The organism is Mariniphaga sp. (assembly GCF_041687215.1).
Taxonomy (GTDB): domain Bacteria; phylum Bacteroidota; class Bacteroidia; order Bacteroidales; family Prolixibacteraceae; genus Mariniphaga.
The window spans coordinates 30,393-45,116 of record NZ_JAWLCI010000008.1 but is presented as its reverse complement, the minus strand read 5'-3'; the positions used below and the strand labels follow the sequence as shown (position 1 = coordinate 45,116).

Sequence of the window (14,724 nt, the reverse complement as noted above, 5' to 3'; positions counted from 1 at the left end):
ATCATTTTGTTAATTATAAAAGTTAAAAAAAAGGCTCCGCCAATTCTGACGAAGCCTTTCGGTATTATGATTTTGTTTTGATATTATCCAAGTTGCGGACCAGCAGCAACCAGTGCTTTACCTTCCTGGTTATCGGTGTATTTTTCGAAGTTTTTAATAAAACGGCTGGCCAAATCTTTGGCTTTTTCTTCCCATTCTTTCGGATCGGCATAAGTGTCTCGGGGATCAAGAATATTCGGATCAACATCGTGCAATGCAGTGGGAGCTTCGAGGTTAAAAACCGGAATTATTTTGGTTTCAGCTTTTTCGATTGAACCATCCAGAATGGCATCGATAATAGCACGCGTATCTTTAATGGAAACTCGCTTACCTGTTCCGTTCCAGCCAGTGTTCACTAAATAGGCAACCGCACCGTGTTCTTCCATTTTTTTCACCAGTTCCTCGCCATATTTGGTTGGGTGAAGCGAAAGAAATGCAGCGCCAAAACATGCCGAAAAAGTAGGTTGCGGTGTGGTTACACCACGCTCGGTACCGGCCAGTTTTGCTGTAAATCCTGAAAGGAAGTGGTATTTGGTTTGTTCCGGAGTCAGTTTCGATACGGGCGGCATTACTCCAAATGCATCAGCAGTAAGGAAAATCACCTTGTTGGCGTGCCCTGCTTTTGAAACCGGTTTTACAATATTTTCGATGTGATAAATGGGATAGGAAACACGGGTATTTTGAGTAACAGAACCATCGCTGAAGTCTATTTTTCCATTTTCATCAACAGTAACGTTTTCAAGCAATGCATCACGTTTGATGGCGCGGTAAATATCCGGTTCAGCTTCCGGATCGAGGTTGATGGTTTTGGCGTAGCAACCTCCTTCAAAATTGAAAATCCCATTATCATCCCAGCCATGCTCGTCGTCGCCAATCAATTTGCGTTTCGGGTCGGTTGATAGAGTCGTTTTTCCGGTACCTGAAAGACCGAAGAAAATAGCCACATCATCTTTCTCTCCCACGTTTGCAGAACAGTGCATAGATGCCATTCCGTTCAAAGGAAGATAATAATTCATCATGGCAAACATTCCTTTTTTCATTTCACCACCGTACCAGCTTCCGCCAACAACGTGCATTTTTTCAGTCAGGTTGAAAACGGTATAAACTTCGGAATTTAGCCCCTGCTCTTTCCAGTTCGGATTGGTTGTTTTTGAAGCATTTAACGAAACGAAATCTGGTTCGCCGTAGTTTTCAAGTTCTTCCTCTGTTGGTCTGATAAACATATTTTTTACAAAATGTGCCTGCCATGCCACTTCCATAATAAACCTTACTTTCAGTCTTGAATCGGGGTTTGCACCGCAAAAAGTATCCATAACAAACAACCTTTTACCGGAAAGCTGTTTTACCGTTAATGCTTTTAATTCATTCCATACATCGGTTGTAACTGGTTTGTTGTCGTTTGGCGATTCCGGGGTTGTCCACCAGATTGTGTTTTTGGTTGTGTCATCTTTTACAATGAATTTGTCTTTGGGCGAACGACCGGTAAACACTCCGGTCATTACATTTACTGCACCCAGTTCGGTTAGCTGGCCTTTTTCGAAACCTTCGAGTCCGGGATTCATTTCCTCCTCAAAAAGTTGTTCGTAAGAGGGGTTGTAAACAATCTCCTGTACGTTTTGAATGCCGTACTTCGATAAATTTAAATTTTTCATAACTACCTAATAATTAACTTGATATAACTGATAATCTCAACGAATTCTGTTTACAAAAATAGAATATTTTTCTGCTAAAGGCAGGGAATTGGAATGTTTCAACCTTATTTAGCAGCCAATTAAACATTATCTTAACAAATTCAAAAAAAGCATAAGCACAAAAAAGGGCTGAATTTTCAGCCCTAAAAATATATTATGTTTAACACTACGACCTTGGATGAAATTGGTGAATTGTATTTTTAAGATAATCCCTATCCAGATGCGTATAAATCTCTGTAGTTAAAATAGATTCATGCCCCAGCATTTCCTGCACAGCACGCAAATCTGCTCCACCATTAATTAAATGAGTAGCAAAAGAATGTCTGAACGTATGGGGACTGATTTTTTTGTTCAGTTCAATTTTCTGAGCCAGGTTTTTAATAATGGTAAAAACCATTACACGGCTCAGTTTTTTACCCCTTCTGTTCAAAAAAAGAATATTTTCACTGTCTTTGTGAATTTTAAGACTTTTGCGATAGCCATTCAGGTATTTATTAATTTCTGTTACGGCCCGTTTACTAACAGGCACCAGCCTTTCTTTTCCAGCCTTTCCTTCTATTTTAACAAATCCCTGTTCAAAAAATAAATTGGTAATTTTCAGGTTTACCAACTCCGAAACCCTTAAACCGCAACTGTACAAAGTTTCAAGCATGGCTTTATTTCTTTGCCCTTCCGGTTTTTCCAAATCTACTGCGTCAATTAGTTGATCGATTTCTTCCATTGACAAAATATCCGGAAGTTTTCGGCCAATTTTAGGCGATTCAAGCAATGCTGTGGGATCGCTTGAAATTTTCCCTTCAATTAACAGGTATTTGTAAAACGATTTGATGCCTGAAATAGTCCGGGCCTGAGTTCGGGGACTTACTCCCCGCTCGTTCAACCATTCCACAAATTTTTTTAAATGATTTAGTTTGACCTTTTCCGGACTGGTTTTTTTAAAATTTTTGCCCAGAAATTCAATCAGCTTGTTAATGTCGTTAATATAAGCTGCAATGGAATTTTGCGATAACGACTTTTCCAGTGTAAGGTAGTTCTCAAAACCTTTTTTGCTTTCCTCCCATTTCATAACTTTCAATTTTTATTTTTTAAATCCGATGATTTAAATACTTTTGAAAAAACTAATACGAATTAATATTTTAATTATTATGATATCAATTACGTTTTAATGACTTTAAAGTTACTATAAAATATATTAAAATCGAAATAAAATGAATATATTGATTATCAACGGCCCAAATTTGAACTTACTGGGGAAAAGGGAAAAAAGCATTTACGGTTCGGAAAGTTATGAAGATTATTATGAAAAGTTAAAATCTGTTTTCCCAGAAGTTAAATTCACTTACTTTCAATCGAATATTGAAGGCGAACTGGTTGATAAAATTCATGAATTTGGTTTTTCTTCTGATGGCATCATCATCAATGCAGGAGCTTACACTCACACGTCAATTGCCATTCGTGATGCCATTGCTGGTGTTACTACTCCGGTTACCGAAGTGCATATTTCCAATACACTTACACGGGAAGATTTCAGGCACAAATCTGTTATCGGGCCTGTTTGTAAAGGCTGTATAATGGGTTTCGGGCTCGATTCTTACAGGCTGGCTGTATTAAGTTATCTTACCTGAAATCAATGATTTCAACATCGCCATAATCGCCGGTCTTAAACACAAAATAAGAATCAGGCAGTTCGGTTTGGGTATCCATCTTTTTTATTTCAATGCCATACAAATTTCCGTCTGTTCCGTAAAGCAAAGCTGATTTTATCATTTTATCTGATTTACCAATTGAAAGCAGAATTTTCGAAACTTCATGTTCATCTGTATCAGGATAAAGTTCTATTTGGTGCACCATTGCGTTTCCGATAGTTTTTTCACCTGCATATTTAGATTGAAACCCTTTTTCGTAAATTGTAAAAACCGATGACGGGTCCATGAGTTCACTGCCTCCGTCTTCCAAATTCGAAATAGTTACCTGGTTGCCATCTTCCATATAATTCCAAAGTGTTTTTCCGTCAGAAAAAACTTTCACTCCAATGTCCGGCAAGTCAACCACATATTTTTGTCCCTTCAGCTTAATAGTACCTTCGTTTCGTTCATTTATATCCATTTCTTTGTTTTCCATGGAAAAAACAAACTCTGCAGAAATGGTTTTAAACGACCGTGTATTTTCGCTCACTTCGTCAAGAATCTGTTTGGCTTTTGGGTCTTGCTGTGCAGAAGCAAAAAAAACAGACGCTAAAAAAATTCCTAAAAGAAAAATATGTTTCATTATAATATTTTAGTTAAAGCTTTTCAATAATTGTTCCAAACTGTAATCATCCTGAATAAGCACCTGCCGTGCCTTGCTTCCCTCGCTCGGACCAACCACTCCGGCTGCCTCAAGTTGATCCATAATGCGGCCGGCCCGGTTGTACCCGATTGAAAATTTACGCTGAATCATGGAAGTTGAACCCATCTGGTTCATAACCACAACCCGGGCAGCATCGTCAAACAATTCATCGCGGTTATTTAAATCCACTTCTCCGGGTCCTGCCTCATCATCCCCAACATATTCAGGCAACATAAACGCACTGGGATACCCCTGCTGTTCTGAAATATACGAACATATTAGTTCCACTTCGGGTGTATCGATAAACGCACACTGAACACGGGTCATGTTGCTACCTTGTGCAATGAGCATATCACCCTTGCCGATGAGCTGATTAGCACCCGGTGTATCGAGAATGGTGCGTGAGTCAATCATGGAAGCCACTTTAAACGCAATACGCGCCGGGAAGTTCGCTTTAATTACACCTGTAATAATATTGGTGGAAGGACGCTGTGTGGCAATAATCATGTGAATACCCACGGCTCTTGCCAATTGTGCAATTCGGGCAATCGGAAGTTCAATTTCCTTACCGGCAGTCATTATCAGGTCGGCAAATTCGTCAATAACCACCACAATATACGGCATAAACCGATGCCCTTTTTCAGGGTTCAACCTCCTGCTGATAAACTTTTTATTGTATTCCTTCACATTACGGGCGTGAGCCTTTTTCAGCAGATCGTAGCGCTGGTCCATCTCCACATTAAGTGAATTCAGCGTATATTTTACTTTTTGAATATCGGTAATAACTGGTTCATCTTCGTTGGGCAGTTTGGCCAGATAATGATTTTCCAGCACTGAATATAGGTTCAGTTCCACCTTTTTGGGGTCGATAAAAACAAATTTCAGTTGCGACGGATGTTTTTTATAAAGCAGCGAAGCTATGATTACGTTGATTCCCACCGATTTTCCCTGCCCCGTAGCACCTGCAACCAAAATATGAGGCATTTTGGTGAGATCGAACATATAAGTTTCGTTGGAAATAGTTTTTCCCAAAGCGATGGGCAAATCGGCCGTACTTTCCTGAAATTTGCGCGAGCTCAGAATAGACCGCATGGAAACTACTTCCGGATTTTGATTTGGCACCTCTATGCCAATAGTTCCTCGTCCGGGGATTGGAGCAATTATTCGAATTCCGAGAGCAGCCAGGCTCAGGGCAATGTCATCCTCCAGGTTTTTAATTTTGGCAATGCGAATTCCAGGCGCCGGAACAATTTCATACAATGTTATTGTTGGCCCAATGGTTGCCCTTATTTTGGTAATTTCAATTTTATAGTGGCGAAGCGTTTCTACAATTTTATTTTTGTTGGCAATCAATTCCTCGTTACTCACTTCAGCATTACCAGAATTGTGGTCTTCAAGCATTTCAAGCGTAGGAAATTTATATTTCGACAGTTCAAGTGTTGGATCGTAATCTTCCATTCCTTCACCAGTATAATCTTCATCAACCTCCTCTTCTTTTTTCTTATGGACAGTTAATTCCAGGTCATCCTCATCTTCTTTTTCCCCGTTTTTTTGAGTTTCAGGCTGAATCTCATCTTCAGCCCGTTTAATTTCCATTTGTTCTTCTTCTTCATCCGGTTCAAAAATAGCCTGAATGTTGTCATCTTCGTCAATCACTTTTGATATGGAATCGTCAGAAACCAACTGGTCTGCAAGTTCCCCGGAAACAATATTGTTTTCCTCTTCCGTTTTTTCTTTTTTCCTGAATAGGTTTTTAAATAAGGCGTATGCTTTTTCAAACCGAATAATCAAAATGGATAAAATGAAAATAAACAATATTATAACCAGCCCTGCTTTGCCCACCAGAGAACTCAACCAGTTGCTTAGTACAAAACCGTATTGTCCACCGGGATAAATGAAGGAAGTTGAATTCGTTTTCGGAAAAACAAAACCTAATGTTACTGAAATCCAAAGTATTAATAGTAGGCTAAAAACCAATGCGCGCCGGTATTTCACAAGATTTCGCCCTAAAATTTTTAAACCGGTGATTACCAGCAAATAAACAAACAGAAACGAAGCAATTCCAAAACCACGGTTCATAATGTGTTCCGAAAGAAACGCACCGGTTTTCCCAGCCTTATTATCCACCTTAATACCTGATTTTAAAACCAGATCTTTCCAGGGTAAATCGAGTTTGCTTTGGTCGGCTGCGCCATAAAATAAATAGGAAACAAATGCGATAAGCAAATAGGCCGATACCAGTAATACAAAAATCCCTAAAATGAACCTGAATTTCTCATTCAGAAAAAAATGCTGTGTTGATTTTTTCTTTTTTGTTTTCGAACCTCCGGGCTTTTTTGCTTTGAATGCCATGTTGCTTCGCTTGTTTTTTAATAATCGGCAAATTTAACCAAAAAAATGAGGTTAACGGGGTCTTCTTCTTTCAAAAAAAATACGATTTCAAAATAAAAATGAAAATTCCATACCACCTTTTCTTTCGGTTTAAAACTAAAACACACCACTTTATTTTCAGTTTTTACTATTCTGATAAAATATTGTTTTATAACAATATATGAAGATTTAAAGATGTCTTAAATTCATTTCTTTTTTTCATCGTTTTTTTTATGTTTGTTGCCTTTTCAAATTTGAAACTATGGAAAAACTGGCAGTGGTAGCTTTGGGCGGAAATGCCCTGCTGCGCGACAATGAGGAAGGAACCATTGAACAACAGGAACAAAATGCAACCGACACGGTCGAAAACCTGATTCACCTGATTAAAGACGGTTACGAACTGGTGATTACCCACGGCAACGGCCCGCAGGTGGGAAACATTCTGATGCGAAACGATGCCGGCGAAAAAATGTACAACATTGCCCCCATGCCGCTGGATATTTGTGTGGCCGACTCGCAGGGAGGAATCGGGTACATGATTGAACGCATCATTCGCAACGTGCTGAACAAACACGGTATTAAAAAAAATGTGATTACTATGGTTACTTTAGTTGAAGTGGACCAAAACGATCCGGCCTTCCAAAATCCGTCCAAACGAATCGGAAAAAGTTACACCAGGGTAGAAGCCGACAAACTCAGCAAGGAAAAGAACTGGGTTTTCAAATCATCATCCAAAACAACAGACGGTTACCGCCGGGTAGTTCCCTCGCCTGCTCCAATAGATATTATTAATAAAGAAACCATTGAATTGCTGGTGAATAACGGCAATATTGTGATTGCAACCGGCGGCGGTGGAATTCCTGTTTATTACGATGATGAAGGCAATGTGCGTACAATTGATGCAGTTATTGATAAAGACCGGGCTTCGGGGTTGCTGGCCAAAAACATTGGTGCCGATGAGCTATATATTTTAACCGACGTGCCATTTATTTACAAAGATTTCGGCTTGCCTACCCAGCAAAAACTGGAATTTTTGAACTATGCCGATACCGTAAAATACCTCGAAATGGGTACTTTTGCCGAAGGATCCATGGAACCGAAAATCAGGGCCTGCCTCGAATTTATAAAAAGCGGTGGCAAAAAAAGTGTAATTACAGAGGCCAAAAAACTGGAAGACAAATCATTCGGTTCGAAAATTACTATGGAATACGATGAAAGTGACAGAAGCAGGAAGTAGGAAGCAGGAAGCAGGAAGTGGGAAGACAGATGACCGGTGACAGGTGACAAGTGACAGATGACCGGTGACAAGTGACAGATGACCGGTGACAGGTGACAAGTGACAAGTGACAGATGACCGGTGACAGGTGACCGGTGACCGGTGACCGGTGAATAGCAAGTAAAACTTTACAAAAAACTAATAAATTAAAATAATATAATAAACTGAATGATATGGCTTTCAATTTAAAAAACCGGAATTTTTTAAAGTTGCTGGATTTCTCAACACAGGAAATTAAATATTTGCTTGAATTGTCAGAAACATTAAAAAAAGCAAAATATGCCGGCACCGAACAACAAATGCTGAAGGGCAAAAATATTGCCCTGATTTTTGAAAAAGCCTCTACACGCACCAGGTGTGCTTTCGAGGTGGCTGCTTTCGACCAGGGTACGCACGTAACTTATCTCGGTCCGTCGGGTTCGCAAATCGGGCAAAAGGAAACCATGAAAGACACCGCGCGTGTGCTGGGCCTTATGTACGATGGCATTGAATACCGCGGCTTCGGGCAGAAAATTGTGGAAGAACTGGCCAAATATGCCGGAGTGCCGGTTTGGAATGGTTTGACAAACGAGTTCCATCCAACTCAGATTCTGGCTGATTTCCTCACTATGAAGGAGCATTCGGACAAGCCTTTGTCGCAAATTAAATTCTGCTACTTGGGCGATGCCCGCAATAACATGGGCAACTCGCTCATGGTGGGCGCAGCCAAACTGGGCATGGATTTCAGGGCTGCTGCTCCAAAACAGTGCCAACCCTCTGATGAATTGCAGCAAAAGTGCAGGGAAATTGCCAAAAAATCGGGAGCAAAAATTTTAATTACCGAAGATGTGGCTGAGGCAGTGAAAGACTGCGACTTTCTTTACACCGATGTTTGGGTTTCCATGGGCGAACCGGACGAAGTTTGGGCCGAACGCATTGAATTGCTGAAACCTTACCAGGTAAATGCAGAAGCAATGAAACTCACCGGCAATCCCAATGTGAAATTTTTACACTGCCTTCCGGCATTCCATAACCGCGACACCAAAGTTGGCGAAGAAATTTATCAGAAATTTGGCCTTGAAGCGATGGAAGTTACCGATGAAGTTTTTGAAAGCGAAGCTTCGGTGGTATTCGACCAGGCTGAAAACCGGCTGCACACTATTAAAGCGGTGATGGTTGCTACGCTGGGTTAATCCGCGCCTCATCCATCGCTTTCAGATTTTCGGGCGGTGTTAAAACGGTAATTTCGCAACCGGCAGACAGGATAAACCGTTCGTTTTTGTGTTTTTCCACCAGGCTGCGGCATAGACTGAAAACCTCGTCGCGGGATTTGTCCTGCACCAAAACCGGATTGATGTTGCCGGCAAGAATTACAGTATCGCCCAGCACAGATCGGGCATGGCTGATATCCACCTGCCAGTCGAGATCGAGAACATCGAGGTTCAAATCTTTGTAATGCGGCAACAGGTGATTCGTGTCGCCGCATATGTGCAGTTTGATTTTTCCACCCAAACTATGAATGAATTCAATCAGTTCTTTATGGCGTTCCTTTATAAATGTTTCATAGGTTTCTGCATCAATTTGGGAGCAAACCGCATCGCCCATTCCAATAATTTCGCAACCGGCTTCAATTTGGGCTTTGGCAAAATCTTTTGCAGTAACCATACATCTGTCCATCAGCCGGTTGGCAAAATCGGGTTCCATCATCAACTGCATCATTATGTTTTGCACGCCGGCCAAATCGCACGCTTCGGCAAGCGGGCCTTCAATCCAGCCGATAATGGGAACGTTCCCCTGTGTTTTCTTCGAAAGAACTTCGCCAGCCTTGATTCGGTCACGTGTTCGTTCAGCTTTATAGACATCCGGATTTTTCAGGTTTGTCACATCATCCATACTTTCCACCATGTAATTCAGACAACGCGGCACACCATCAGGAATGTATTGAATTTTGGCGCCAAACGCACTGGTTTCCCGGTATGGATCGGAAATCAGACCTACCATATCGAGGTCGAATTCGTCCATACAACGCAAATTAGCTTCCACCAAAACATGGTAATCGGAGGCGAATTCGCCATAGGTTTTCCCGATAAACCGGGCAGCAAAATACATTAAAATGGGCCTGAAAAGTACTTTTTCTGGCAATGTTCCATGTTGCAGAAGCGAGCGGAATTGTTCGGTTTTTGTCATCGGCTGTTTTTAATTTCTAAAAATAAACAATTTTTAATGAATTTTTCGCTATGCTTTTTATCCCGAATAATCCAAGAATTATTCCTGTCTCCGACAGCGACTAAGATTACGTAAAAACTTTTTTCAAAAGTTTAATTCCATCTAAGTCGGGATTAACCTGCATTTCATTCATCACAAACAAAATTTATGAATAAATGCAGGTTACAAAACAAAATGCCCCGCCGAAAATGACGGGGCATCTGTGTATGAATACATTCATTTCCTTATTCCGGTTCTTCTTCAGTTTCATCCGGTGGGCAGCACCGGTATTCCTGAGATTTCTCTAAAAGCTCAATTTGCTTTTTAAGCATTTCGTTTTCAAGCTTTTTGCGTTCCAAATTCAGTTCAATTTCCTGTTGAAGTGCCGGTTCGCAGGTTTCACATTCATCAAGACAACCCCTGACAATTATTCCTGGTGTTGGCAAAACTTCAGTCCGTTCCCACGATAATTCAGCAATAATTTTTTCCGTGGGTTTTCCCGATTGTCTGTCGAGTAATCCGGCTTTTACAAGATCCTGATCTACGGCTTGCAATGCAGCATTCCGAACGGCATCACTATAAGTGGGTTCACTTCTTTCCAAAACCAAATTAGCAGTTTTGTAAGATGTAGTGGCAGAAAATGCCCTGGCCGAAAGCCCGGAACTAACAAAATTTGCCTGTTGCCGTTCGGCAGCGCTTGTCCGCGCCATACGTTCAATATCCAAACGGTTCTTGCTGGTAGCTGCAACTGCTTTTGGTACCACTGCAACACGACCGGTAGTATCAACCGGAACCCGTTGGGTTGCACCTGTGGGCACCTTGAGATCTGCAATCCGGCGTTCAATAGCAACAAGTTTTAACCGAACGGTTTGCATCTTGTTAATTTTATGAAACAAATAGGTTACCGCTCTGCACTTGTTGGGATTACTGAACATACGGGAAGATGATTCATAATGAGCCTCTGATTCGCCTTCCTGATGTGTTCGCTGCTCAACTTCACCAATTGAAGTAGAACTTTTTGCCCGTACGCTGGCAGCAACATATCTTGATGCAGATTCGGCATGTTGCGATAAACTGCGGCTAAATTCACTTGCCGATTGTGCATCGTAGCTACCGCCACCACCACCGCCACCAATTTCTACAATACCAAAAAGTGAGACACTTGCACCGCCTCCGCCTTCTGCCCATGATTCTTCATAATTTGAACTTGAAGAACCACTTTCATTAATTGTTAAATCGCTCATTGCCTGTGCCATACCAGCCGTATAAAACGATTCTTCAGAAGTCGTTTCATGGCGGTAGGACAAATTTGATTCACTGTCGTATGACCAACGACTGTGGCGATCACTTGTAAACAACCGAACTTTTTCACCAGGAAGAAGCGTGGTAGAATAAATTGGATCGCCTACTACCAGCGGGCCTGTACACCGTTCAAGCCGGAAATGCAATTCCACTTCAACTGGAACCTGCTGACGGTTATCTCCAACCCTTGGCCGAAATGGCAGCCGGTAACGGAAATTTAGCGTGTCACAAACAGGTACTTGTGCTAATTCAGGACAGCATCCTAAATCCGGAATTTTAACTTTCTCTGGTAATTTCTCTTTTACTTTTAATTTTTCATTCATTTTTTTACCTCCTGCATTTTATTGAATTTATTTATTAAAAAATAGTGATTTGAATCCAAATTGATGCATCCAATATTTATTCAAGGTAAGTTATATCTTAATAAATATCAATAAATTAGCAGACCAATCTAACATGCTCGCCTGGTATTCAAAAACTGGCAGATTCTATAATTTATGCTTGTTTGGGATGCAAATACAGACAGTACCTGCATTTGAACAGCAGTTAACTTGCAACATATACACTTAATTACCAGAAAAATATAAATATTTTTTATCTGAAAATTAAAAGGGATATTTTGGTATTTTTTTGTACATTGTATGCAATATTTATTTACCAAATGGATGTTTTATAAATAATCTCTTAAAAAATGCTTAAAGATTCTGAAATTATGAACCGGGTTGAAAACGTTATCCGGCACAAACAATACAGTAATAAAACAGAAACAGCTTATACCGACTGGATTTACAGATTTATTACATTTACCGGCCGCAAAAATCCAAATAATTTAGGTGAACAGGAAATTAAAAACTTTCTTAGATTCCTTGCTGTTGAAAAGGGAGTTTCAGAATCAACCCAAAACCAGGCATTAAATGCCATAGTGTTTTTCTATAAATACATACTTCAAATTTCAATAAAAAGCAGTGAATTGATGAATATTCATTCCGGGAAAAAATTGCCTTTGGTTTTGGAACGCGATAAAATTCAAAAAATATTAGACCAGTTAAACGGTGAAAAAAGATTGATGGTTTCCCTTTTATACGGAAGTGGATTACGTTTAATGGAATGTCTGAATTTGCGGATAAGAGACATTGATTTTAAATTGAATAAATTAATTATTCGCGATGAAAAAGAAAATACGGAAAGAAAAACCATTCTTCCGAATATATTGAAACCGGCTTTAAAAAGACAGGTTGAAAAAGCAAAAATAAAGTTTGAAGAGAACAACACGCTCAAAGAATTTTCGGGAGCACCAGTATCTGAAAGCAATAAAAAAAAATACCCAAAAGCCTGTAAAAATTGCGATTGGCAGTTTATTTTTCCCTCGGTAAAACTTAGGGAAAATCCATTTACTAAAAAACTGGTACAATACCATAAACATGCAAGCTATTTGCAAAAAGCAATAAAAACTGCAGTGAAAAAATCAAAAATTAACAGGAATGTTTCCTGCAATACTTTTCGTCACTCTTTTGCAGCTCATTTACTTGAGGATGGTTATGATGTGCATGCAGTTCAGGAATTACTTGGGCACAAAGATGTTCGTACTACAATGAAATACAACCAGATACTTAACAAAAACAGGTTAAACGTACACAGTCCGCTCGATTTTTAAAATTGTTCTATTGAATTTTAGCGCCAATCGCGCTGATTTCGAGATATGGGTTGGAAATCAGACCCAGCATATCGAGGCCGAATGAGTCCATACACTGCAAGTTGGCTTCCACCCAAACGTTGTAACAGGAGGCAAATTCGCCATACGTTTTTTCGATAAAATTAGCAGCAAAATACATTAAAATGGGCCGGAAAAGGATTTAATTCTGAACCGAACCCTTTTGCAAAAACTCGCGGAATTGTTCGGTTTTTGTCATCGTTTTTTGATTTTACCCCAAGAATAACAAAATATATGTCAGTTAAATTGCAATCCGGTCAAAATTCAAATTCCCGGCTTTCGTCTTCGAATAAAAGAACCTCTTCGCATGAAAGCGATGCTTTACTTTTACATTTTCCTGCATTCACTCCCTGAATTTTTCCCTGACCGATTTTAAGCACTACACCTTTCAAAATCAATTCAAGATGAACATCGAAATCAATGGTGGCCAAATGCATTTCGCCTAAATTAACTTCAATTTTCGGATGATGTTCTGAAACAACGGTGTGTTCCACCAGCGGAATCAGAAAGGTATTTTCGTCTCCGTATTTTTCCATGTCAAGGTATTGACTTACTTCTTCATACTTTTCCCAGGCTTTCTCCAGGATAGTTTTCAAGGGAACATTCAAAAGTTTTGTGCAGTTTTCAGAAATTTCATCCTGTATTTTCTGCCACTGAAAAATTTTTTCCTTCCGTTTGATTTCCTGTTTAAGGTTATCAAATTTTGCATTTTTTTCCAATGCAGAGAATTTTTCAGAAAATATGTTATTCTCCCCGAGAAGATGGTTGATGGTTATTTCTTCGTATTTCATTTTTTACGGCTTTAATATGGTTGACGAACCTAAATCCTGAATGTATTTAATCCGAAGTGATGAATCAGCAAGTTTGTTTCCATGCACGTTCAAAATTTGCCTGCCCGCTTCCCAAACAGGCTTATACGTCACAAGATTTTTCTCCGGCAAGCGATTTCTTCCGGTTTTTGTTTTTTTTAACCGGTAGCCGACAAAACCCCCAAAAATTGCAATAGCGAGGAATCCGCCAAAAAATAGCAAAAGCGAAAATTGTTTTTTCCGGGAAACGATTAGGAAAACCACGTCACCCTCATTTACGCGGGTTCCGGGAGGCGGCTCCTGCTTAATTACAGTATTTTCGGGTCGGCCTGAATTTTCATAATTCAGCTCATAATTTAACCTGTTTTCTTTTAACACACGAATTGCTTTTTCCATCTTCATGGAAATTAAGTCAGGGACCGTTACCCTAAAATCACGAATTGAAACAACCAAATCTACTCCGGTGTTTTCCATGACCACTGTTCCGGCCTGAGGCGATTGTTCCAGTACGGTGCCAGGTTCCCTTTCATCAGCCAACCGCTCGGAAATTTGTCCGGTTCCTAAATTTGATTCTCTCAATATTGCCTCGGCTTCCGCGATATTCATTCCGGTTACATTTGGTACTTCCACCCTTCGCCGGGGCGGAGGACCAAGGGAAACTTCCAGGTTAATTTGCGTACCCGGATCTACCAGCATTTCCGCTTCGGGAAACTGACCAACAACCATTCCCGGGGAATCATCAGAGTAAACTTCATTTATTTGGCCCGGAGCGAGCCTGTCGTTAGGCATGCGCGAAACAGCGCGATCCAATTGCATTCCAACGTACTGAGGCACGGAAACCAATTCAGGCTGATAAACGATTTCAGCAGAAATAAACTGATTAGTATTACCAGAGGAATAGTAAAATGAGAAACAAGCAAAAAGAAAAAAAAACGGGACTAGTTTTAATAAAACTGGCCATGGAGTTGGTTTTCCGGCTTTATATTCAGCCTTCATTATAAACCAAATTTAACA

General features: G+C 40.1%; 13 protein-coding genes. 4 read left to right on the top strand and 9 right to left on the bottom strand.

Features of this window, described 5'->3' with window-relative positions; all coding sequences use genetic code 11:
• Positions 1-83: 83 nt before the first annotated feature.
• Positions 84-1,691: a phosphoenolpyruvate carboxykinase (ATP) gene (gene pckA, locus ACESMA_RS05130; protein WP_372947701.1), complete on the bottom strand. Its 1,608-nt coding sequence runs from the start codon at positions 1,689-1,691 to the stop codon at positions 84-86.
• A gap of 205 nt (positions 1,692-1,896) precedes the next feature.
• On the bottom strand, positions 1,897-2,796 hold the full coding sequence (xerD, locus tag ACESMA_RS05125; protein ID WP_372947700.1) for a site-specific tyrosine recombinase XerD: 900 nt from the start codon (positions 2,794-2,796) through the stop codon (positions 1,897-1,899).
• Between the two features lie 142 nt (positions 2,797-2,938).
• Here xerD and aroQ point away from each other — a divergent pair, with 142 nt between their 5' ends.
• Complete coding sequence (aroQ, locus tag ACESMA_RS05120) at positions 2,939-3,355, top strand: type II 3-dehydroquinate dehydratase (RefSeq protein WP_372947699.1); 417 nt, start codon at positions 2,939-2,941, stop codon at positions 3,353-3,355.
• Here aroQ and ACESMA_RS05115 read toward each other — a convergent pair.
• Positions 3,348-3,998: a LolA family protein gene (locus tag ACESMA_RS05115; RefSeq protein WP_372947698.1), complete on the bottom strand. Its 651-nt coding sequence runs from the start codon at positions 3,996-3,998 to the stop codon at positions 3,348-3,350. The genes aroQ and ACESMA_RS05115 overlap by 8 nt on opposite strands.
• A gap of 9 nt (positions 3,999-4,007) precedes the next feature.
• The gene (locus ACESMA_RS05110) at positions 4,008-6,410 is read right to left on the bottom strand and encodes an FtsK/SpoIIIE family DNA translocase (RefSeq protein WP_372947697.1); all 2,403 of its coding nucleotides are present in this window, start codon (positions 6,408-6,410) and stop codon (positions 4,008-4,010) included.
• A gap of 280 nt (positions 6,411-6,690) precedes the next feature.
• On the opposite strand from ACESMA_RS05110, the gene arcC reads away from it, so the two are divergent.
• Positions 6,691-7,665 (top strand): carbamate kinase, encoded by a 975-nt coding sequence (gene arcC / locus ACESMA_RS05105; RefSeq protein ID WP_372947696.1) that lies wholly within the window; start codon positions 6,691-6,693, stop codon positions 7,663-7,665.
• A 212-nt stretch (positions 7,666-7,877) separates the two neighbouring features.
• Positions 7,878-8,876 (top strand): ornithine carbamoyltransferase, encoded by a 999-nt coding sequence (locus ACESMA_RS05100; protein ID WP_372947695.1) that lies wholly within the window; start codon positions 7,878-7,880, stop codon positions 8,874-8,876.
• On the opposite strand, the gene ACESMA_RS05095 is transcribed toward ACESMA_RS05100, so the two are convergent.
• Positions 8,863-9,870: a uroporphyrinogen decarboxylase family protein gene (locus ACESMA_RS05095; RefSeq protein WP_372947694.1), complete on the bottom strand. Its 1,008-nt coding sequence runs from the start codon at positions 9,868-9,870 to the stop codon at positions 8,863-8,865. The two genes, ACESMA_RS05100 and ACESMA_RS05095, sit on opposite strands and share 14 nt — an antisense overlap.
• Positions 9,871-10,133: 263 nt before the next feature.
• Positions 10,134-11,513 (bottom strand): hypothetical protein, encoded by a 1,380-nt coding sequence (locus ACESMA_RS05090; RefSeq protein ID WP_372947693.1) that lies wholly within the window; start codon positions 11,511-11,513, stop codon positions 10,134-10,136.
• A 368-nt stretch (positions 11,514-11,881) separates the two neighbouring features.
• On the opposite strand from ACESMA_RS05090, the gene ACESMA_RS05085 reads away from it, so the two are divergent.
• Positions 11,882-12,844 (top strand): integron integrase, encoded by a 963-nt coding sequence (locus tag ACESMA_RS05085; RefSeq protein WP_372947692.1) that lies wholly within the window; start codon positions 11,882-11,884, stop codon positions 12,842-12,844.
• 7 nt (positions 12,845-12,851) lie between these two features.
• On the opposite strand, the gene ACESMA_RS05080 is transcribed toward ACESMA_RS05085, so the two are convergent.
• The 3 genes from ACESMA_RS05080 to ACESMA_RS05070 all read right to left on the bottom strand — a co-directional run bounded on the left by ACESMA_RS05080 (position 12,852) and on the right by ACESMA_RS05070 (position 14,706).
• On the bottom strand, positions 12,852-13,022 hold the full coding sequence (locus tag ACESMA_RS05080) for a hypothetical protein (protein WP_372947691.1): 171 nt from the start codon (positions 13,020-13,022) through the stop codon (positions 12,852-12,854).
• A 136-nt stretch (positions 13,023-13,158) separates the two neighbouring features.
• A complete protein-coding gene (locus tag ACESMA_RS05075) occupies positions 13,159-13,692 on the bottom strand; it encodes a hypothetical protein (RefSeq protein WP_372947690.1) in 534 nt (177 codons plus the stop codon).
• Positions 13,693-13,695: 3 nt separating this feature from the next.
• Positions 13,696-14,706, bottom strand: a complete 1,011-nt coding sequence (locus ACESMA_RS05070) for a PASTA domain-containing protein (protein WP_372947689.1) — start codon at positions 14,704-14,706, stop codon at positions 13,696-13,698.
• Positions 14,707-14,724 lie beyond the last annotated feature (18 nt).